This is a genomic window from Chlamydia gallinacea 08-1274/3, from assembly GCF_000471025.2.
GTDB lineage: Bacteria > Chlamydiota > Chlamydiia > Chlamydiales > Chlamydiaceae > Chlamydia > Chlamydia gallinacea.
The window spans coordinates 987,680-1,011,252 of record NZ_CP015840.1 but is presented as its reverse complement, the minus strand read 5'-3'; the positions used below and the strand labels follow the sequence as shown (position 1 = coordinate 1,011,252).

The window sequence follows — 23,573 nt, the reverse complement described above, 5'->3', positions numbered from 1 at the left end:
AAACAAAAGCATGCTCATTTTGCCATAATTTTCTATTTGATAGCAATGACATAATCTAATTATTTGCTTTTCATTTTGCAATAGAATTGCCTATTCCCCTACCAATCGAAAACACTTTGAACTGTTAAGGAAAAAGGTTGGGCATCAACGCCTTCTATTGGGGGTAAAGACTGACAACGAATGACAGAATCTCCATCAAATATTTTTTGTGTCTCTAATATACGAATAGAGTCTAGGTAATGGGTGATATTGTTAGAATTACTAGGAAAAGAAGAAAAGATAGCCCCAGGATATTTTTCGATTCGAAAAATAATTGTAGGTAGTCTAGCTACGATAACTGTATTAGGGAGGTTAAAATCTAGAACAAGATGAATTCCCCTATTCTGTAGCTCTCCCTTAGTTAGGCCAGAACGAATTTCCTTATGAAGAGACCAAATATCTTTTAGGACTCTAGGAGATAGTTTAGAAAGATAATACTCCTCGTTATGAAATAATAATAAATCTCTCAAGATTTCTTTATTTAAGAGTAAAAAAGCGCCATATTTAAAAAAAAGAATCAAACGTAAAATTATTTTTGCTAACAACAAGATAATCAAAGGAAGAAGAAGTATATAAGAAAGAATTTTCAAAATCTTTTCTTGGGTGCTAATTATGCGAAATTGTTCTAAACAAAATACTCCAGAACCTGATGCAGCTTCTTTAACTACTCGAATTTGCCGACCTTGCATATCAAAATAGTTGTCTACTTTATATGCAATTTTTTCTAATAATCCCACACCTATTCCTTGGAGTTGCATAAATGCAGAAAAACTGGGAGAAAACGTAATAGGAGCAAAGAAGTTAGACATAATTTTTCACAGTTTTAAGCAATTTGAAAAATTTATAAAAATAGGAGCAAGAGTTATAAAAATTGCAAACTATTTTTTAAAGGAGAAGTCTAAGTATAGAGGGAAATTTAAAGACTCTCTTTTTCGAAGTAAAGGAAGAGATAAACAATACGTGGATGGCGTTTTTCTTGTTAAGAAAGAAATATTTTTTTCAATTATATCTACTTAAGTTGCATTACGTTTTATTGTTACTGTAACTCTCTTCCTGCAGGAAGGATAACTCCGCCATCGTATGATTCTAACTTATTGTCTTCTTCAGTAAAGACTTCGGTGGCTATAAAGATTTTTCGATCGGAATATTGAGATTCGTTAATTTGTTTGACAACCAGAACAATATCTTTGAGGAGATCACATGTCATATCTCCTGCCTGGGAGTGTAATAGCAGACTATCGGCTATTTTATTCAGACCGTACACGCTATAGTAAACCGTGATAGTAGAAGTATTTTCTGAAGCAGGAAACATATGATTTTGGGTCGTGATTAAAGAGAATGTCGTTGTTCCCTTAGAAATATATATTTTTGAGTTTTTACTAATCTGGCCTCGTATCCATTGAGTAAAATGTTCTTGATAGTAGCCAACAGCATATTGCAGCATACTTTTAGGTATATTCCACTTAGGCTGTGAAGAGAATATATGCATAGCTTCTTGAATTAGATAACTATCATATGTTTTTGCTCTGTAGGAATTTTTAGATCTGTCAAGAAGATCCCACATCATGGCATCAGTAAGTTTATAATGTTGTACTGCTAGTTGTGGGTCATAAAGTAAAACTTGATCATTATTTGGTATTACTGAAATTGATCTTGCAACCACTCTTTCTTTCCAAAGCATTTGTAAAATTCGATGAGCAGTTCGATATTTAAACTCAATATGGCGTAAAGCAGGACCAGAAAATGTAACTAAGTTTCCTGAAGATAAAGGAAGTACTTCATGGGAGCCCATGATGGCAATGTGTTGGAATTTATCTATATTATATGCAAATTGTTTAAATTTAATTAAAAAGGCGTGAACTATAGCTTCACTGTAAGATAAATGATCCGGCCTTATTTTAGTTAAGTATAAATCCCCTGTATCTGGGTCTAGATAGTACGAATTTTTCGATCGTGTAGCTTTAGGAAGAACATAGACTGCCATATCTTTACTTATGAAAGGCATTACAACAGACTGATGCTGTTGATTGTCAGGATCTATAGTATAGGTAAATACATTGGCTCCAGGGAAACAAGGTTTTTTAGGGAACATTAACTCATACTTTTTCCTGGGGTTAGTCTCTAGCTGTAGAGTGTGGTGTGGAGAAAGAAACTCTTTTGCTAGAATTGCTAAATTGAATTTCTCTTTTCCTAAAGTTAGAATTAGGTGATCCCAAAATGATTTATGAATTAATAGTTCACCTGTACATAGAAGTGGTTCTGTATTACACGAGCTTTTTTCAAAGAAGTTGATAAATCTTAATCGAACTGTACCTACTCCCCTCTCTTGGCGAATATAAAACATCTTAAGAATGAAATCTCTATTTTGAATTCGTACTAGTCCTTGGGCGTACATGAGTTGTCTTACTAGCTCTTGAACTTCGTCAGCTATTTGATAGCGTTGAAAATTTTGTAGTGTCAATGTAGTCGGAGGTACATGGATTTCTTCATAGCATTCCCATTGTCTCTGGGGGAGGATAGTTTCTGGTTTTTCTAAGATATTGAGGGACGTAGGATTCACTCTACTATAGAATACAATATTTCCCTGATCATATTGATTTCCTCTGAAATAGAGGTATTTTGTGCTATGTGCTGGTATAGTGGCGTTGAATTGTTTTAGTGGTGTATTAAAGAATGACCACCTACGATTCTCCATGCTTGCTATAACACTACCTGATTGTAGTTCGCCTATTACTTCGAGATTGATAGAGTGTTTGTTTTCAATGCCTAGGATGTGTGCTTTGCTCGTCGGCTTACTGAGAATTACAGTGGCTGTATTATTTAAGCCGAGAACATCTTCTACTCTTTCTGGGATTAGCTTACTATTGCTGTATAAAGTCTTCCAGGCGCTAGTTTCTTGATTTAGAGTGTCGTACCACTGTTGAAGAGATGTCGTTGTTTTTTCATTAATTTCTATAATAGTATCGCCAGGAATTTCGTTGTTCCAGAATAAAGTGACAGATACCTTACTTTTCAGAGAAGAAACAATTAAGTCTATTCCTCGTCCTTTACTCGATTCAGATTGATGTATTTTTCCTTGAATGGAGCTAGCAAGTAAGGAGCATAAACTCAATTGTTGAACAGACCCTGAACTTTTTTCAAGATAAATGGTTATAGGTAAGGTTTCTTCAGGAGGTACTACTTCTTCTGAGGATGGCATGTAGGATATGATATATGAGCATCCTATTTTACCTTCAACTGTAATAGAATACAAAGAGCTGGCGTGCACAGTAACATCACTGTAAGAAGCTATTTGGTAAGTAATATGGCTACTCGCTTTCTCCAGTATAGCGAATCCATTTTGTTGGAAGATTGTCATATTTGGATTAAAAGGCCATTCTAATCGTTCTAATTTTAAGAAAATACTCTCGGGATAGCTTGGTTCTTCAGGATATTGCTTTTGCCACACTGATTGGTCGCAACTTAAGCAGCCTAAAATAGCGCGACTTCCTGTTATATAGGAGGAATCTTTTTTTATGCTTTGTAGTGTAATGCCGTCAGCTAGAGAAACTGTTAACTTACCGTTTAAGAATAGTTCGGGTTGGCTACTGTTATTAAAAAAGGTATGAATAAAGAGGCGAGGTAGCGGATCATCATCATTATTATTTTCTTCCCAACGACGAGATAAGATGAGGGAGTTTTCTTGTTCTCCTCGAAGAGGTTTTAAGTCAGTTACACCATGTTGAATTTTAAAATAATGACGAGTAGATCCCTCAGTTAGAGTGATATTTATTGTTTTATTGATTTTCGGTATGTGATATTTACATGATCCTGTTCCAGAGTAGACAGTTACTTCGCCTTGACCGAGATAGAAGTTAGTATGATGTTTTCCGCGGAGGATATCATTACCTTCATTAGATCCCAATATTGTGTTAAAGTTACTCTGTTTAATTTTAAGGATATTTAGTGTTTTATTATCTTTTACTAGTATATTGGATTGCTCTGCTTGTGTTAGGTCGAAATGAACGGAGTATGGTGGAGGAATAGCACGGAAAGAGATGATATTATTGCTAAATTCTTCTCCTGTTAAAATATAATTTCCTGCCCCACCAACTTGAACTACCACTCCACCTCTACCTCCTTGGATATTAATTTTGTAATCAGCATATGATGATGCTAGCGCAAGTCGTTCTTCAGAATCTTCATCTAAGAGACGAACAGGTAAAACAGTTACAAAGGTATCACCCCCTATAACCGTACTTTGCTTTCCTTGAGGTGTTAAAGGTGGGACATAATAGCGGGAGTCTGTTTCCATCACTGCTTCTCTCCAAACAATCTGATTGGATAGATAGATTACTTCGGTGACCGCTTTGTATTGTATTCCATATCCTAGGATGACTGTATGATAGGTTCCTTTAGGTATTTTAGGAATGTCTTGTGGCCAATAACTATTCGCATGTCCTTTAGCTAAGGCATATTGAGGGGTAATGCTGTAAGCATAGCTGAGTCTTTCTCTAATTTGTTTATCGGTTAGATTGGGATGATGTCCTATCCATCTATTAGCATTGTAGGAACGGCTTCCTGTAAGAGTGGGAGGATTTTTTCTAAGATCTAGGCAAACATTTCCTAACACAGAGTTTTCTGATAGATCTATTAATCCTCGTGAAGGGAAACTTTGAACAACATGTTTAGATCCTTGATCCAAGAATGCTTTATATTTTAACCAGGTTGTATGGCGTTCTTCATGTTTAGCTATGTTGCGAGCGATAGAAGCTGCTCCCATTCCAATAGCAGCAATAGGACCTGCTGCTAACATAAATGAGGGAGAAGCAATAGAGGATAATGTTAATCCAAGAGAAATGGTATCAAAAGCTATTTGAACACGAGCTGCCATTTGATCGCTATGAGAAGAAGCTTCCAATAATGTATTTACGCTATTGTATAGATTCCAAACTCCAGCAACAGTCTCTAGAATAGGTAATTCTAAAATTCTTGCCGCATTGGATAAAGCTTGGCCTAGAGTACCGCCTGTTTTGCTAGCAGCAGCGTGTAATTTAGCAGCTAAAGCGCTCTCTAATCTAAATCCTTGAATTCCTGCTTCGGTGATAAATTTATTTCCCATTGCTTGGATGATGGATCCTAAAGTCGATTCAGATAGAGCTTTTACATCTAAAAATAGGTTCATTTTTGCTAAGGCATCTGAAGACTTGCCTTCTTGTACCATCCGCGCATATTGGACAAGAGAGACAATGGACATGCCTAATTCCATGTCCATGACTCCTGTACTAGATAGCTCATTTAACATGCGGCTCATCTGTCTAAATGATCTAGCTAGATTTGCCCCTTGAAGGGTTATCCGACTTTTTTTTCTTTTGGACTCAATTTCAACTGTAACTAGATCGTTATCACTAATATCTACTTTTTTAACGATTCCTTCGTCATTGTCACTAATAGCTCTCATGCGTAATTGATTTTTAATGTCTTTAATCATGATTTGCAGTGTAGTTTGTACATGAGAGATTTTACTCTTAACTCCTTGTAATAAAGGAGCTATATGATTAGGGGTCTCTGTAATGAGCTTGCCTTGAATTTTTTTAGTCCCCTGTTGTACTCCATGAGTTTCCAAAAGAACTCGAATTAAATTTGCTTGTTGATGATCAAGTACGTTTCTAGAGAGATAATCATTTAAGATATCTCCGTGAATTTTTATGCGATCAAAATCCTCTGGTTGAACACGTTCGGATATTCTTTGCTGGTCAATTGTTGCTCCGATATCAAACAAGGTTTCCCAAGTTGTGAGCATATGATTGATTTTAACTTCCCCCTTGAGCATTAGTTTTTCTCGAGTTGTTAGTTGATGATCAGAAGCCAGTCCTAAGTCTGTTCCAGAAAATACAATGTTGGACAACTCTTCTGTATTTACAGAATATATCTTCAGTTCGTTTGTATATGTAGAACTAGTAATTCCATAGCGAGATCTAATTTCTGGGGAGAGATCTAGCATGCTACTAAGAAAATACATTGCTTTTTCTAGAGTTGGAAAATCAATGTGACCAAAGTTAGGATCAGTAACTCTATAGGTGCTTTCTGTATTCCCAATAACATCATTGATTTTGTGGAGGATTAAACTGTGTGCTGGCGTAGTAACCAGCACACAATTTAATTTTTTTTCATTGAATGCGGATCTCAAAGAAGACAGATCCCATGGTAAAGATGTGAATACACTTCCAGACATGAGAAGTTTGTTTCCTTGATGTTGCCACCAATCAATTAATTCAAGACTTCTGGATAAGAAATCTTGATCGTCCTGTGTTAAAGGTAACTTGCTTTTTTCCTTTTCTTGGAATAGTGAGGATAGGGTTACGAGATTTTCTTGTAGTAGTGCGTAAGACTTAGGATCGTTTGCTAGCATATAGAGAATAGAAAATCCCATGCAACGTCCTTCAGTTTCGTATAAGAAATTTTGAGGGTGAATGCTAATGGACTTTGCTCCTAGATGATTTGCTAAATCTGACCATCCACTAAGGTGAGTGTTAGAAAATTCTGACCAAGATGAGGCACTATATTTTGCGCTTTCTACAATAACAGGTATTTTAGGAGCATTATGAGGATTAGAAAATAGATCTTTGCTAAATCCAGATCCACGATAGTCATAAGGAGCTATTGTTGGAGAGAAAGTCATAGCTGTTGCTAGGGGGCGACCATATTTATTATCTTGAGTAAGAATATGGCTGACTCCTGGAAGAGCTCCGCCTATGAGATGTTTTGTAGCTTCTGCTAGATGGGTTTGCCCAGTAAGAGCTTGGTGAATTTCCGTTAGAGAAAGATAGCTTTTATTACTTGCATATTCACATAATTTTTGAAGAGGCTCACGCTGTATAAAGCAATTTATCTTATTGTTTTTGAGAATGTTTTCAGCTGATTCTATTGTTAGTGACCCTTTTTGAATTTCTGTATGCATTGCATAAAGAGCTTCTAGGTATAATCCCATGGTATAACCAGCAGGATTGAATATTCCAGGGGATAAACTAAGCAATAGTTTTTCACTCTCTTTCCCATTTTCTATGCTGTAACGCACCCCCATAGCAGTGACGTCAGATTCAATAGGAGGGATTAGTAGTTCTTCTGGCGAATATTTTTGTAATTCCTCTCGTAAGTTTTCAGCTAGATTTTGTTCTGATTGTTTGCCTTCGGGGCTGTTTTGATCCGAGGATAAAAAATCATAAACTTGGCTTAATGAAGTTTGCATTAAACCATAATCATTTTCTGAGGTTGTTTTTAAGATATCGACAAGGGCTTTAGAAGGAGCTGGGAATACACTTTCAGAAGATATAATTCCTGAGATTCCTGCTTGGGATAACATAAGCCGAGTAATGTCATTGAAATCTCTAAATATGTAGCCCGATTGTTGCATGTTTTTGAACAATGGATGGGAAGATAGGATGTCATCGATATTTTTAAATATTACGCGTTCGTTATTTTCGAATTGCTTGGTGAAAGATTGAATTTTTTCTTGTATTTTAGAAACGCGTTTTTCAAACGTTGTTGTACAGATTTCTTGGTACCATTGATTTAATCGTTTTTGTCCTTGAGAGTCTAGACTACCATCATGAGATAGGTCCCTAATTAAAGACAGTACCTTTTGCTTAAATTCGTTTTCTGGTAGTGCTAGCCACGAGCTCACACTTTGCTCTAGCTCTTTGTAGAAACTACCAGAATTGAGTTGACTTTCAATGGATGAGATTTTTTCTTGTAGCTGCTGATCCTCAGCTATCTTTGAGGTAATATCTAAAAAATCATCAAGTTCCGTGGGAGTGAGTAAATCTAGACTTTCTTTAGACTTTAGTTCTTCGTATTTAGTTAAAGTAGTGATATCCGTGAAAGAAGGGGAAGGTTTGTCCACAGAATCTAATAGGTTTGAAACAGCCAAGTGTCTTTCAGCTACGGCAAGCATGTCTTTAAGAAATAACACGCGATTACTTAACTCACTATTCCATAGTACCACTTTTGTTTGAGGATGTGCTTTTAAGTATAATTGAACCGACTTCTTTAAATCTGCTTCAAAGTTCGTCTGCCAATTTAAAAAGAAATGCACCTGATTGGAAACAGGAAATTTTGTAGTCCGGAGTAGTTCTGCTAACTGTAATTGTAAAGAAAATAGTGATTCCTTAGCTTTAGGATCATGAGGTAATTCTAATAGGGTTTGGTAAATAGATTGGTCTACTTCAGCAATTTTGGCAATGTCAGTAGCAGGTTTTGTAATAATTTGATTGAATTCTTCCAACAAGTTGGGGGGTAAATAAAATTTAGATACGTCATTCCATAGTTTAGTAAATTCTTCTGGATTAACCGTTGTGCGAGTGATTCCTTGAGTAGCTTCGTCTCTTGTTTTTTCATTAAACAGTAGATCAGTAGCACATTTTTGTTTAAAACCGCACCATGTGCTTTCGTCAGCAGGAGTGACATCGTTTACGCCAATACTTATAGGATTTAGCCAGTCAAACGTAACTTTACCTTCATCTAGTCGAACTTCATTATACGCACCTAGAAATGCTGCCTTGCCCAGCCTTCTGCCATTGTTTTCTAAGAAATCTTCTCCTATAGGCCCTAAGGAAATAAAGTATTTTCTCATTTCTTTCATGATTAAGTCGGGCCCAGAAATTGCTAGAGTACTTAAAGCTCCAGGAACAATGGAATCTTGACGAAAATCATAAAATACACTTCCCGCTAAGTATTTTTTTAGTAAATATCCCCCCACAGTTGCTTGCTGATCAATATCAGAAAGAGCTGATAAAGTTTTAGAGAATTCTCCGCTAAGAATATTTTGTCTTAAAGATTTCAGTTCTGCATACGCTTGTTGCTGAGCTATGATAACAGAATCAACAACAGCACTACCTTTATGGGACATCATAAGCCCATTTAAGCCGCGTACATTCCATTTCGTTGACCATTTATGATAACGTTGTAATATTGGCATCTGGTCTCGGATAACTGTAGGAGACATTGTTTGGAATAAGGATTTAGGAGATTGTGATTTCACAGTTTCTTGAAAGTAAGAGAATAGTTTGGTTAGATTTTCTTTATCTGTACCCTGAAGATTGGATGTATCTATCTCCCTGGATATTTGTTCCCAAGATACTGTTTGGCCTATAGCAGCCTTTAAAGCAGCATAAGAAATAATTCTCCTAATTTTTAAACTTTCAAAGAACCTATTCCCTCCGTACTCAAAAATTTTCTGAGTAGCCTGAGTAGAATATTGTGGCATCATATCTAAATCAGTATAAATTCCCCCAAATTCCTTAAGCATGTACATTCTAAGTTGATCTGATGCTGCCGCATAATTCCAACGTAGTAACATTTCTAATTCATAATTGTAGATATTTTCTGGAGACTGCATCGACTGCAGTTCTTTAATATCTTTAATCAGGACTTTATTAGATCCTAGGTCTTTATTAACTTTAGAAACTAAATCTTGGATTTTCTTTCTATTCGTGTCTATTATGTTTTTATAATCATTAATTTCTGATTCTGAAACTTTGATGACATCTTTAAGATATTCTATACGGACAGCATCGGTGATTTTATTAATTCCCTTAAGCAAACAAAAATTAAAAAAGCCATCTTGAGCTATTACCATTTCTTTTAAAAATAACGCATTGAATTGGCTTTTAACTTTTTCATTTAAACGTTGATGGGAATCAAAAAGATCCATTAATTCTTTAGAATATGCCTCTTTAGCTTGAAAATCTTTGGAGGATTCATACTTATTTTTCAAATCATCATATTTTTTAATAAATTCCTGGTCTGTTGTAGGAACTAATTCGCGTAACTTTTTTATTGCGGATGACAAAGAAATGCTCTTGAGAATAGAGCTAAATTTAGCTGCTCCATACGCATCATTGTCGACCCAGAAGAAAAATTTGTGTTCATCATAGGTCTGCAAAAAAACTTTAATGTATTCGTCAGTACCGTCTGGAGGAGAACCTGCTATCCATATGCCATGTAAAACTTTTTCTACCTCAATTTGATGAGATTTGAACTCAGATTTAATTAGGTTCATAACCTGAGTACTTTGGTGAGAAGTTGGTAGGCGAAGTCTGGTTTGGATTTTATTTAAAAATTCAGCTTGTTTAACGAGCAAATATTGTCCTTCCCGTGAATTCTTCTCTTTTAAAGCATTATATCGATTGATAGCCTTTCTTAGGTTGTTCATTGCTGTTTGACAAGTTGCATCTATCGTTACTCCTAATCGAGTAGCAATATTTTTTTCATTTAGGTCATAATCAACTAATGAGGTTTCTCCTCCATCTGATACGCGTTTTTTTCTAATAAGTTGGTTTAAAAAGACTTTTTTTTGATTAGAAACTTGAGGACTTCCTTTATTTACGGAGACAGCCGAAGAAGAATGCGAGCTAGGCATATTAATTGGAATAGTAGAAGGAAGGGAATTAGGGTTTTTAGGTGTTAGGATTTTAGCCGGTAATACGGTTAGAGAAAATACGTATGAAATGAGTCTAGCACAGTTAAATAAAAATGATGTTTTCCAGTTCCCCGTATGACTGGCTGGAGAAATACCCCCCCCCCCCCCAATGAGGTAACATTTGTCAGATTAAAAAAATCTTGCTGAATCATTCCCCCAATTTTCACCACTTCTTCAGTAGTGTTATTGCTATGGATTAACCTATCGTAGGTAGACAGAGCACTTGTATTAGTTGGCATCTGAAAATGAGTAGGGTTCTTCTCTTGAGTACTTTTGTGAATTTGATTTTCTGGCAGCTTAGAAGAATTAACTTTTTCCGAAAGGCTCATTAAGTCTTTAACCAAGGGAGCTTATGCAAAAGCAAAGCATTCTAGATAAAGGAAGATTTTTTTTTCAATTTTTTATTGTTTAGTCTAGATAAGAAGTTCATTTTTAAAGCTAAATTAGCACTAAGCATGTAAATCAACAGCATGGATTACATGCATACGCCCCCTTCTCACTGTCAGATGTACTAGGTACTTTAGATGGATAAGAAAGGATTATTTAAATTTTAAAACAAAGGGTCTCCTTGAGATAACAAAGTATCAATATAGTTAATATCGTATTCAGAGTTAATGAATTTAGGATTATCTAGCATGAATTGATGAAAAGGGATAGTAGAGTGAATTCCTCCAATATGAAACTCTTTTAACGCTCTTTTCATGATAGCTATTGCTTCTTCTCGGTTTCTACCTTTAGAAATGACTTTAGCAATCATTGAATCATAATAAGAAGGAATTGCATATCCACTATAACACGCCCCATCTACTCGTATGGATGGACCAGCAGGAGGAAGGTAATAATCTAGACGACCGGGAGAAGGAGAAAAATTATTGCTGGGATCTTCAGCGTTGATACGACACTGAATTACATGTCCAGTAAACGTAATATTTTTTTGTTTCCATGTAAGTTTTTTCCCCATGGCAACATAAATTTGTTCTTTCAGAAGATCTATACCTGTAACCTCCTCAGTGATTGTGTGCTCTACTTGAATACGGGTATTCATTTCCATAAAGTAGAACTTTTTATCTTTATCTAATAAAAACTCTACAGTACCTACGGAGTAGTAATTAGCACTTCTTGCTAAGTCTACAGCTACTTTTCCTACTTTAGCTCGCAACTCGGGAGTAAGTATAGGACTTGGAGTTTCTTCTATAAGCTTTTGTCTGCGTCGTTGTATGGTGCAGTCTCTTTCTCCAAGATGTACATAATTTCCATGTTTATCCCCAAGAATCTGGACTTCAAGGTGCCTAGGATTTTCTATAAATTTTTCTATGTATACATTGGGATTATTAAAACCCGCCTCAGCTTCTGTTTTTGCTGCTGAAAATGCTTTAAAAAATTCATCTTTTTCTTTTACGATGCGAATTCCTCGGCCTCCTCCTCCAGCAACTGCCTTGATAACAATGGGAAAACCGATTTTTTCTGCTATTTTTAATCCTTCAGCTTCATCTTTAATCACGCCTTCTGATCCTGGAATTACAGGACATTTTACTTTCTTAGCTAATTGCTTTGCAGCGATTTTATCTCCCATCATTTTAATAGAGTCCGAATTTGGACCTATAAATGTAAGGCCGCAACTTTCACATATAGAGGCGAAATTTGGATTTTCACTGAGAAAACCATATCCCGGATGGATAGCATCAGCTCCTGTAATTTCACAAGCAGCTAAGATATTAGAGATTTTTAAATAGGATCTAGCAGCTTGAGGTTCTCCTATGCACACCGCTTCATCTGCTAGTAGTACATGTAAGGCTTCTTGATCCGCTAATGAATACACTGCAACTGTTGCTAATCCTAGATCATGACACGCGCGTATAATGCGTACAGCAATTTCTCCACGATTTGCGATTAAGACTTTTTTCATTATTCATCTTTAATTATACGAAATAACTTTGATCCAAATTGTACAGGATCACCATTAGTAATTAGTACTTCAACAATGCGCCCAGATATTCCCGCTTTAACTTCATTCATGACTTTCATAGCTTCGACAATGCAGACAACGGTATCTTCAGAAACGATATCTCCCGGTTTAACGAATGCAGGAGCGTCAGGTGAAGGAGCGCTATAGAATGTCCCCACAAGAGGCGAACTAATAAAATCTCCGACGGCTTGTTGTGATTTTTCAGTTTTGTCAGAGGCTAACTCTTGACTAACGGCTTGACTGGGATCCATAGGAATTGGTCGCTCTTGCGAAAATCCGGCAAATAACCTACTGTCATAAAATACAGGTTCTTGACTTTGCCTATCGCCAGTGTCTCTTTCCAATTCAAGTTCTAGCCCTTCTCGTTTAATCACAAAACGCTTCATGTTATTGCGACCCATAGCAATCATAAGCTTTTCTATTTGCTTTAAATCCATACCTGTATTCTCTTACCTTCTCAGTCTGAAGTTAGACGCGCTGAATATATTCACATGTACGCGTGTCAATTTTAATAACATCGCCAATTTCTACAAAAGGAGGCACAGCAATTTCAATTCCTGTTTCTAATAAAGCTTTTTTTGTCCCTCCAGAAATTAACAGGGAATCTCCAGGAAAATCTGTTTTTGACACCATTAATTCTAAAAAGTGAGGCAGCTCTATGGAAAACACGGTACCATCATATACCATAGCAGAGACTATAATCCCCGCTTTGAGGAATAGAAAATTGTCTTTCATAATCTCTTTAGAGATGTATATTTTTTCATAATTTCCTAAATCTAAAAATAGACAATGGTCGTCTTCAATATATAAATATTCCAAATTTCTTGATTCAAACTGGGCTTCTTTTATTTCCTGGCCTATTTTGAAATTTCTTTCAATAATGTCTTCAGAGTCTGGAGATTTGAGAGCAGCCTTGATAAAGGACTCTCCTTTAGCACCTGTGACTTTAGAAACGGAAACAACTTTATAAAGCCCATCTTTAGTAGAAATAAACATTCCTACAGAAAGTTGGTTACTTAATACCATGATTTTCTCCTCTAAGCAGCGAAACTTTTTCTTCCATTGTTAGCCCATCGTGCTGAAATATATAAGATGCGGCTACTAAAATGTCCGCCCCTGCTTCACGACATATCTTGGCTGAATTTTCTGTGATTCCCCCATCGACTTCTATGAAACATTTACCTTCTAGGGCTGCTAATTGAATTGCTTTTTTTGTAAAACGGATTTTTTCAGAAACTTCAGGAAGAAAACTTTGACCACAAAAACCTGGATGTACAGACATAAGTAGTATAACGTCACATAGAGGCAAGAATGATGGGATAAATTCTATAGAAGTTTCTGGGGAAAAGGCAAGCCCCGCTTGTATCCCACATTTTTTAATGTAGGTTAGTAATTCTTTAAGGTTTTCTGAGGCTTCGAAGTGTACAATGATACGATCGGCTCCTGCTTTCACAAAAGCTTCAATAAAATCAAAAGGAGAGTAAATCATTGCATGAACTTCTAAAAAAATGTCTGTAGAGCGATTAATTGCTGCAATAATTCCAGGGCCGAAAGTAAAATTCGGGACAAAATGTCCATCCATAATATCAATATGAATGAAATCAGCACCTGATTGCGCAATTCTTCGAGCTTCACTACCAAGGGAAGCAAGATCCCCACCCATAATTGAAGGGGCAATGGATACCTGGCGTTGCTTTGTGTTTTTCACACTATTGCCTATCAAAATTTAAGAAAAATACTTCATAGTTTTAGAAGTTATTACACACGTACCCCATTATACATTTAGGCTATATTTAGGAAAAACTTCTAAGGGTAAATTTTGACATCTTTCGATTAAAATTCCTAGATATCTTGATGTTTTAGGGAAAGTTTTATTGTATTTTGGATGGTATTGGTCATAGGATTTTCTGTTAGCAAGATTTTAATGAGGACTTGCACATGCTTCTAGGAACGAGAATCAAAAACTTAAGAAAATATATAAAACGATTGATCTTATTGAATTGTGATAATAAGCTATTCGTCAAATTTTAAAAAAAATATTGCAGAGTGCTAATTATGACAACGATTGTAAATGTTTCTGAAAGCCAAAAACCATCATGTGTATCCCCTACCCCTTCTTCTCCAGTTGCTATAAAGCCAGAACGTGAATCTACCTTGCAAAAAGTTTCTCATGCTGTGAAGATTATTGCAGCTATCGCTCTCTTTATGGTTGGTCTTTCTGCTTTAGCATTTTGGTCATTTGGTGCTGCTGTAGCAGTAATACCTGCTATTATTATGCTTGTGGTTATGGTTGTTGCCTTTGCTCTTGTATTAATAGGTGTTCGCGATAGTGCTCCTGCAAAAGTAGCTCGTGAACTTAAAAAGCAGGTCGAAGATTTACGAGAAGAAAATCAGCGTTTTGATGTAGAAAATTCTCGTTTATCTGAACAAGTTGAATGTTTAAGCGAGATGAATAATGATCTTTCTGAGCAATTACAAGGGTTGTCAGCGCTATCGAATCAACTCCGATTATTTGGAAGCAGACTGGAAGTTCATACGGGAGATTTTTCAGCACTTGTTCTGGAGTTTAAAGAGAATTTAAAATCATTACACACTTTTGGAGCGGGCATCGGTAAGACATTTTCTTCTTTTGAAGCTATGTTGTCCTCTTTACAATCTGTTTTATCTCAAGACGGTATCAAAGAGTTGACTGAGTCAGTTGCTTCTTTAAGAACTCAGACGACCGATCTACAACAGGTTGTCGACCAGGCTAAGCAAGCTTTAGACAGCATAAGACAAGAAACGGTTCTGAAAGAACAGCAAGTTAAATTCTTACAAGAGAAACAATCTGAATTAGAAGCGTCTTGTGAAAAACTTACGGCTACTATTCAGCATCTGGAAACAGTAGCTCAGAAAATTTCCATTGAACCATTACAAAGCAGCTCTTCTGAAGAGAAACAAGTAAGCGAAGCAGCTACATCTACATCTACCCCTGAAGGAGAAACATCCGAAACTAAGGAGGGAGAGGAAGACTCGTCAGTAGTAGAGTTCGATTAACGAGCTCTATTATATGAGTTTTGGATGCACCCTACACATAGATGTGTAGTATATAATCCCTATGTATCAGAACATAGGGATTGCTTATATAACAATATCGATAATTTCCTCTTGCTTATTTTTCTTCTTCATATGAAAATTCATTAATGCCCAAATATTCCTCTAATAATAAAAAATCAGTTAAGCAAGATAGGCAACTCACTTCTTGGGAGCCTATAGCTAGAGATTATCATCAAATAGTGCAACTTAATGGACATTACTATCATAGGGAAGTCATTTTACCTAAGTTGCTCCCCCTTTTATCTTTAAATTCTCAGAGCTCTGTATTAGATATTGGTTGTGGTCAAGGAATTTTTGAAAGAGCAATTCCTAAGGAATGTAGATATTTAGGAATAGATGTCTCCCCAAGTTTAGTAGCTATCGCTACGAAGCTACGCAAATCAATAAAACACAAATTTTTGATACAAGATCTGACAAAACAATTCCATATTCGTTCTGATCTTTCTTTATTTTCTTGTGCTGTGGCTATTCTTTCTTTGCAGAATATGGAGTTTCCGGATAGGGCAATACAAAATACGGCGCAACTTCTTCAATCTCAAGGGCGTTTTTTTTTAGTGCTAAATCATCCATGTTTTCGTATACCTCGATGTTCTTCGTGGCATTATGATGAAAATAAAAAATTAATGTCGCGAAAGATTGATCGTTATCTATCCCCCATACAAATTCCTATTTTAGCACATCCCGGGAAAAAACAATCAGAAGTCTCTTTTTCTTTTCATTTTCCTTTAAGTTATTGGGTCCAAGCTTTGTCTGCATGTGGATTAGTTATTGAACATATGGAAGAGTGGGTATCGCCTAAAAAATCTTTAGGGAGTCGTGCGAAAGCAGAAAATCTTTGTCGTAAAGAATTTCCACTATTTCTCTTGATTTCATGTGTTAAAATTCATGCTTCATAATGAAGAAAAATTCGGAATTAAATAGTCATTTTTTATTAAAATAAATAAAAAATGATTTCAATGTAATTATGTTTCGAAGATTCTCGTCATTTTCAAAAAAAAAACAAAATTCGAGGTTTCGGAATAATCGCATTCTTAAATCTTTTTTACTTGCTCCCAAAGTCTTATTAAGAAATGAAACAGCTAAAGAAGCCTGTGTTTTAAGTTACTACGGGTTATTCGGATGTATTCCCATACTCGTATTTTTTTTAAGACTATCGCAGTCACTATTTTTAGATGTAGATTGGAAAGAATGGCTGTTAATCAAATTTCCGGATTATAAAGAACCTATTTTAGCTATTGTTGATGCTGCACATCGTTCTCCAACAAATAATGTAAGCGTAGTTCTTGTTGGGAGCTTCTTTGTATTTTGTTGGGCAGGGATTCTGATGTTGGTATCTTTAGAGGATAGCTTAAATAAGATTTTCCGTATGGGGTGGACTCCCATATCTCTACATAGACTAATAACGTATTTTGTAATCACTCTTATTAGTCCAATGGTGTTTATTATTGTTTCTGGTTTTTGGGTATATGTTACGCAAATCATGCCAATACAGTATCCCCGATTGTTGTCTCTTAGTCACTTGATGGCGGTAATCTATTTTCTATCTTTGTGTATTCCCTACTTGGGTATTTACGCAGTTTTATTTTGCTGTTACTCCTTCTTACCTCGTGTTTCTGTAAAAAAAAACGCAGCACTTACAGCTTCTTTAGTAGCAGGGACTTTGTGGATAATTTTTCAGAAGATTTTCTTTTGTTTACAGTATTACCTATTTAATTATAGCTTTACCTATGGAGCACTGGTTGCTCTTCCCTCCTTTCTTTTACTTTTATATTTTTATGCGTGTCTTTACTTATTTGGAGGCGTGTTAACTTTTTTAATTCAGAATCAAGGGTATAGCTTCATCCTTTCCACGGATAAGTATCTACCTAACTGTTATACGAAGTTAGTCATTAGTATTTATATTCTTGCAGAGATATCAAGGGATTTTGATGAAGGATATCCCTCACCTACTTTAGAAAGCTTAGCCAAAAATTCTAACGTCCCTATCGGTGAACTTGCTCAATGTTTAGAGATTTTAGAAAGTGAGGGCTTAGTCTTATCTTATAAGGAAACGTATAAGCCATCTTACTATATTTCCGAATTAACAATTCAAGATATTCTTGAGAAGTTGTTACATCTGCATACCTTTAGTTATGTCCAAGCAGAAGTTGCTTTGCGTTTAGTACAGACTTGTTTTCATGAGCTGTTAGATCAAGCGAAACATAGTGTTTATAATTTAACTCTTAAAGACATTGCTAGGAAGTTATGATGAAACGTATGGCGTGGTTTAATACTCTAGGAATACTGTTGGGCTTAGGGGTATTTGTATTTTTTCTGCCAGCCCTGCTATCTAAAGGATCAGGAAAATATCTTTTGCTATCTGTCATCCATAAGGAAACAGGATTATCATGCACAATTGAAGATTTGCATTTATCTTGGTTTGGGCCTCAGAAGGCAAAAAAAATCAAGGTTATAGGGAAGGATCGTCAAGGAGAATTATTTTCAGCAGAAACCTTATATATCGAAGGATCTTTACTTCGTCTTCTTTTGTATCAAAGAATTAAAGCTATTACTCTGTCTGGATGGTCATTACAAATTGATGAAAGTCTCACGATAGATCACCCTTCCCTAGGGAATCTTGACCCAGGCACTATTTTTGCTCTCTTAGCAAAGAGTAGTTCTTCAGTAATTTCGGAACATGGCTCGATTGCTATGAAAACGATTAACAAGGATACTCTTGTTTTTTCGGGGTTTTATTTTGAGAAAACACCGGACAAATTCTTGGTTAAAGGGATAGCTACAGAAGGAAATATTACAGGAAGAATTTTTATTGAAAGTACCCTCTCTCCTGAAGTAAATATTTCTGCTCAGTTAGAGTCTGTCCCCGCTTCTTTTGTTAGGTTGTTTGTTTCTGATCCTAAGTGGGACCATGTTTTTTCTAATGAGAGTATCCTTGATGCTCAAGTATCTGCAGCTAATGTGCATGGAAAAATTCTCATGACTGCTGAAGTCCAGGGAAGCCAAATGCAAGCTAAATTACAGGGATATATTCATCGATCTTCCTTTTATATTGTTGAAGGAAGTCCATCATTTGTAGAAGTTCAACCACAATTGGCTTCATTTTTATGTTCTGAATTACTCCCTCTAGCCAAAACAATTTCTAGCCAAAAGATCAGAGCTCATGTTTCTCAAGCAGTAGTTCCTCTAGATGTGTTTCAGTGGAAACATAGTGAAATCTCCCTAAACACCTATCTACATTCTCTTACTTTTTCTCCTGAAGATCCTAATTTGTCTATAGAACTAAAAAATTCTGAAATATCCATCAAGAAAACGATGCGGTATACCCGAATTCAGGGTTCTACATTAGCTGTCTTTGGAGGAGCAGCGCAATCATATATTCATGGGAGTATGACTATAGATAATAAGAAAAATCGTACAGAGTTTCTTTTGCAGCAGCCTAATCTACCTCATACCTATTTAAGAGCATTATTTCCACGTCCGTTTATTATTAATATTCCTTTAGAGAGTCCTTATTACTCTTTAGAAGTGCGGGGAGAGTATAAACACTCTCAACTTCTAGCTACTGTAGATTTAGACAATTCTTTGATGAAACTTCGGTGTATGTTGTCTGGAACTCTACAATCTTTGTTATTCCAGGGAGATGCAACGTATCATTTTGAAGAAAGGTTAAGAAAAAGCTTCTCTCAATACTTTTCTCATGCTGAAGTGAATTTTTCAGGGAAAGTACAGGTCGTTCCTACACATATTTATTTCCCTAAATTTTCCATGAAAATGACTGCAGGAGAAAATGAAGTTTTTCTTCATGGGAAATTTGGAAAGGTTAATGAACCTATAAAACCAGAAACATGTTCCACTTTGGTTCATGGAAAAGTTGTGTCCTTACCTTTGAGTATGATTTCTCCTAGGCTTATACCTTTAAACCTCACTAAAGCTAGCTTTTCTTTTCATACGGATGGGTGTAAGGCGTTAACTAAGGGAAATATTCAAATGATGGTTGAGGATATGGAATCACCGGATTTGCCCTCTACACGGATTTTAATCCCCGACTTTATTATCTCGATTCTAGATCCACAAAAACCTATAGATAGTAAAAATATTAAGATACAAGGTTCCGGAGAGGTTATAGATTTCCCTATCGATAGATTGTTAAAAATACAGCAAAAAGAAGGAAAACTATCCACGTATGTTGGTCCTATAGGGAATATGAATTTTTCTTTACGCTATGATCCACAAGAAGAAGACAGATTCATTTTTGATTCTTCTTTAAAGACAGAGGCTGTTTCTGGAGAAGTTACTTTTATTATGGACCAATCTCTAATGCTGTCACAAAAAACAAAGGGTAGTTTACAATGGGAAATTACCCCTGAACGCTATGCTAGCTTCTTCTCAAATTCTTTTTGTTTCCCTTCATGCACATTGCATAGGACTGCTATTGCAAGAATGGACATTTCGAAACTCTCTTGCGCGGAACAGCAAACAGGATTGTCCTGCTTATCTCTACTTACTGAAGGAGGATTTGAAGGAACATTATCGACGAATCCCCTAATATTTTATGATCATATTTCTAAAGAAACGTTTATTATTAATAACTTAACAGGGTCAATTTCTTCAAATAATCTTGATACGAAGATTCAGTACGATCTTCAAGGAAGTTGCCTAGCTCCTAGTCAGGATACTAATAAAATTTCTGCTGAGTTTCTCATTCGAGGATCTGTAGAGAATATTCTTAATCCTTCACGAAGAGAATTCGTTCAAACGGCAGAGTGGAAAGATATCCCCTCATCATTTATTACAGGAATTTTTCCTATTTCTCCAGAAGTTAAAATAAAAATTTCTTCTCTAGCAGGGCCTAGAATTCGTGTAGAAATGTTTCATCATCTCACTCGTGGTGAAGGGCCCTTTACTGTAAAAGTGGATTCTGCAAACCTTCAAGCATACATCCCCCTGATTATTCAAGAGAAAGCCATTCTTTTAGAAGATGATCTCAAAGCAACGTTACAGATTAATGAAGCAATTAATCGTGCATTCTTTCAAGAGTTCAATCCCCTAATTGCTGGAGGTGCATACTCAAAACATCCTGTTGTACTTCAAGTAAGCAAAGAAAACTTTTATCTCCCAATAGCACCATACTCTTTTGAAGAATTTCATATTCAATCTGCTATCGTAGATTTTGGTAAGATTTCTGTTGCAAATACAGGAACGATGTATGATCTATTCCAATTTCTTGATATTGAAGAGAATAAACAGTTTGTAGAATCATGGTTTACCCCTATCTTTTTCTCAGTACAAAAAGGCAGTATCATTTGTAAGCGTTTTGATGCTCTGATTGATAATCGGATTCGCCTTGCCTTATGGGGGAAAACAAATATTCTTAAAGACAGGATTTCCATGACTTTGGGTATTGATCCTGAAGTTATTAAAAAATATTTTCATAATACTTCATTGAAAACAAAGAACTTTTTCTTAATTAAAATTCGAGGATCGATTTCATCTCCTGAAGTTGATTGGTCATCCGCTTACTCGCGAATTGCTTTACTAAAAAGTTATATGATTACCAGCCCCTTTAATACTCTTGCAGACAAACTATTTTCTTCTTTAGGGGATTCTACTCCCCCGCAAACTGTGTCTCCTTTGCCATGGGAAAACACAAAAGAGTTTTCTCAACAATAAGACGTTTCTCAAATAAATAGATGATTTTTTAATAAATTATTTTTTATTTAATTAATTAATATTTTAGTTTTTAAAAAAGAAAAATTAATTTTTTTATTAAGTAAAAATAAATTATGAGAAAAAGAAATTCTTTCTTCAATCCTGTAGAGAAAAGAAAGCCAGAACCCATAACTTCTATAATGCAAAAGACCGTTGCTATTATTCAAAAAATTGCAGAAGTACATGATGCAGAAAATTGCAATGCAAAGAAGATTCTTAATGAGTATTCTAGTGAATATGATAGATTCTATTCTCTAGGATGGAATCCTGCATTAAAAAATTCATTACCCGTAGATATTCTTAAAGAGGGATTTGTAGGATTTACTTGGAGATCACAGCAAGAGGCAGTTTCGGGGAAATTTCCTATGTCGTCTCTACATTATGCGCAGGCACAGGAAAAAAGCTCTTGTTTTTCTTTAGAAGACGATATTCTCTATGGACAATATTCTGGAATCTATATTTGGGATTGTACATTGAAAGCGGTCATTCCTTCAATTCTTGGGTGTAAGCATCCTAAAGTACAGTTAAAAATACGTTATGATTATTCTCCTTGGAATACACAAAAACAATTAAGAGAAACAACAAGTACGTTAATTCTCCCCCTGGTGCACTTAGGCACTCTTTTAATCAATCAACATAAGTATGATATTGTTGAACTTCCTCCAGGACAGGCAAAAATATTTATCGTTCCTGAAAGTTGCAGAGGAATTGCTCTACATATGGAAAATCATCAACAAGTCGAAGGGATACCCCAGGATCTCTATGTTATGCAGGCATTCTATTCTTGTGATTGGAGAAAATTATATTAGGAGAAACGGTTGCGTTGCTGCAGCCGTTTAAGATAATAACATTGAATTTAAGTAAAGACTTATTGGGTGCTCTGAAGACAAATCTCCATCTCGTTTATCATAAATACTTGTAACTTTTCCCTGATCTATAAGATACACACGATCTAAGCATTCTTGAATGAAAGGCACATCGTGTGTGGAAATAGCTAGAGTAAGGTTCTGGTCTTTTAAAGATTCTAAAAGACATCGAAATGACCGGGTAGAAAAAGGATCCAAAGCCGAAGTGGGCTCATCAAATAATAAAATGCGCTTATCCATACATAAAGAACGGACGATAGCTACACGTTGTTTTTGCCCTCCCGATAGCTGATGAGGGTAATGTTTGGCAAGATTTTCAATATCCAACTGCTTGAGGAGATTGTAGGCGCGTTCTTTAGCTTCTTCCAGACTTTTGTGTTTGATAATGATTTGAGGATGGATGCAGTTATTTAGCACAGTCATGTGAGGAAATAGCTCGGGGTGTTGAAAAACAAGAGCGGGTGGTTCTCCAGAAATAGTCATGTCTCCTTCCGTAGGAGGAAGAAGACCAACAAGAGCACGCAATATTGTAGTTTTCCCTGAACCGCTTCTGCCAATAAATAAAGTAATGCGTCCAGCTTCTAATGAAAAGGATACCCCAGAGAGAATCTGCTTATTGTTAATGGAATAGGTAAGATCTTGTACTTTGACGGTCATGTTTCTTCTCTCTTTCTTTCAAGTAATCTGGCAAAATAAGAAAGTAATGATGTCATTATTAGATACAATCCTGCGCAGATACTATACATTTCCATAGGATTGAGCTCTCTAGAAACGATGTCTTTACTTACTTTCGTAAGCTCAGGAACTCCTACGACCATTAAGATGCTGCTTTCTTTAATTAAGGCAATGAACTCATTTGTTAAGGAGGGAAGAATATTTCTAAATACCTGAGGATAAATAATATAAAGAAAAATTTGTGATTTTTTATATCCCAAAACTTTAGCAGACTCCCATTGCCCTATGGATAAAGAATTAATCCCTCCACGGATAATTTCTGCAAGATATGCTGAGGAGTTAATACTTAAAGAAATTATCCCTGATGCCAGGGGAGATAAATTTACACGGATTACTGTTGGAAGGCCAAAATAACAAATGAGAATTTGAATGAATAGAGGGGTGCCCCGGATGATAGTCACATATAGGCTCCCTAAAGAACGTAAGACACGACAAGAAAAGTACTGAGAGGTTAATGAGCCAATGATGATACCAAGAAATAGGCCAAAGATTATAGATATGCCGCTAATAAATACTGTGTATTCACATCCACGAAGAAGTACTCTTGCTGTAGCAACCCAGTTTTCCATATTTTAGCGGAGCATGCTTATTTAACTAAAAAAGTAGCGATCATGCAATTAATTATAAAAACTAGCAAGAAATTTTCTTTTAAAATGACAAATTAATTCCTCTAATAAAGGGACGCAAGAGTAAGTTTTTATCT

Annotated in this window: 14 protein-coding genes; 5 read left to right on the top strand and 9 right to left on the bottom strand. The window is 35.8% G+C overall.

The window, feature by feature from the left end:
- Positions 1-98: 98 nt before the first annotated feature.
- From M787_RS04530 to rpe, 7 genes are all read right to left on the bottom strand, one after another.
- Entirely contained in the window at positions 99-848 is a 750-nt protein-coding gene (locus M787_RS04530) for a DUF648 domain-containing protein (protein WP_021828392.1), read from the bottom strand.
- A gap of 227 nt (positions 849-1,075) precedes the next feature.
- Complete coding sequence (locus tag M787_RS04525; RefSeq protein WP_238582558.1) at positions 1,076-10,591, bottom strand: LifA/Efa1-related large cytotoxin; 9,516 nt, start codon at positions 10,589-10,591, stop codon at positions 1,076-1,078.
- Positions 10,507-10,827: a hypothetical protein gene (locus M787_RS04520; protein ID WP_021828390.1), complete on the bottom strand. Its 321-nt coding sequence runs from the start codon at positions 10,825-10,827 to the stop codon at positions 10,507-10,509. The genes M787_RS04525 and M787_RS04520 overlap by 85 nt, the downstream gene beginning before the upstream one ends.
- A 221-nt stretch (positions 10,828-11,048) precedes the next feature.
- Entirely contained in the window at positions 11,049-12,404 is a 1,356-nt protein-coding gene (gene accC, locus M787_RS04515) for an acetyl-CoA carboxylase biotin carboxylase subunit (protein ID WP_021828389.1), read from the bottom strand.
- Positions 12,404-12,901 (bottom strand): acetyl-CoA carboxylase biotin carboxyl carrier protein, encoded by a 498-nt coding sequence (accB, locus tag M787_RS04510; RefSeq protein ID WP_021828388.1) that lies wholly within the window; start codon positions 12,899-12,901, stop codon positions 12,404-12,406. The genes accC and accB overlap by 1 nt, the downstream gene beginning before the upstream one ends.
- A gap of 31 nt (positions 12,902-12,932) precedes the next feature.
- Positions 12,933-13,490, bottom strand: a complete 558-nt coding sequence (locus M787_RS04505) for an elongation factor P (RefSeq protein ID WP_021828387.1) — start codon at positions 13,488-13,490, stop codon at positions 12,933-12,935.
- Positions 13,477-14,127 (bottom strand): ribulose-phosphate 3-epimerase, encoded by a 651-nt coding sequence (gene rpe, locus M787_RS04500; RefSeq protein ID WP_051273843.1) that lies wholly within the window; start codon positions 14,125-14,127, stop codon positions 13,477-13,479. The genes M787_RS04505 and rpe overlap by 14 nt, the downstream gene beginning before the upstream one ends.
- A gap of 392 nt (positions 14,128-14,519) precedes the next feature.
- On the opposite strand from rpe, the gene M787_RS04495 reads away from it, so the two are divergent.
- From M787_RS04495 to M787_RS04475, 5 genes are all read left to right on the top strand, one after another.
- Positions 14,520-15,500 (top strand): coiled-coil domain-containing protein, encoded by a 981-nt coding sequence (locus M787_RS04495; protein WP_021828385.1) that lies wholly within the window; start codon positions 14,520-14,522, stop codon positions 15,498-15,500.
- Positions 15,501-15,646: 146 nt separating this feature from the next.
- Positions 15,647-16,456 carry a class I SAM-dependent methyltransferase gene (locus M787_RS04490; protein ID WP_021828384.1) on the top strand — a complete coding sequence of 270 codons (810 nt, stop codon included), beginning with the start codon at positions 15,647-15,649 and terminating at the stop codon, positions 16,454-16,456.
- A 68-nt stretch (positions 16,457-16,524) separates the two neighbouring features.
- Entirely contained in the window at positions 16,525-17,808 is a 1,284-nt protein-coding gene (locus M787_RS04485; RefSeq protein ID WP_021828383.1) for a YihY/virulence factor BrkB family protein, read from the top strand.
- Positions 17,808-21,230, top strand: coding sequence for an AsmA family protein (locus tag M787_RS04480; protein ID WP_021828382.1), 3,423 nt, complete (start codon positions 17,808-17,810; stop codon positions 21,228-21,230). The genes M787_RS04485 and M787_RS04480 overlap by 1 nt, the downstream gene beginning before the upstream one ends.
- Positions 21,231-21,343: 113 nt before the next feature.
- The gene (locus M787_RS04475) at positions 21,344-22,078 is read left to right on the top strand and encodes a hypothetical protein (RefSeq protein WP_021828381.1); all 735 of its coding nucleotides are present in this window, start codon (positions 21,344-21,346) and stop codon (positions 22,076-22,078) included.
- A gap of 27 nt (positions 22,079-22,105) precedes the next feature.
- On the opposite strand, the gene M787_RS04470 is transcribed toward M787_RS04475, so the two are convergent.
- Positions 22,106-22,792, bottom strand: coding sequence for an ATP-binding cassette domain-containing protein (locus tag M787_RS04470; protein ID WP_021828380.1), 687 nt, complete (start codon positions 22,790-22,792; stop codon positions 22,106-22,108).
- A complete protein-coding gene (locus tag M787_RS04465) occupies positions 22,789-23,439 on the bottom strand; it encodes an amino acid ABC transporter permease (RefSeq protein WP_021828379.1) in 651 nt (216 codons plus the stop codon). Before M787_RS04465 ends, M787_RS04470 begins: the two co-directional genes overlap by 4 nt.
- Positions 23,440-23,573 lie beyond the last annotated feature (134 nt).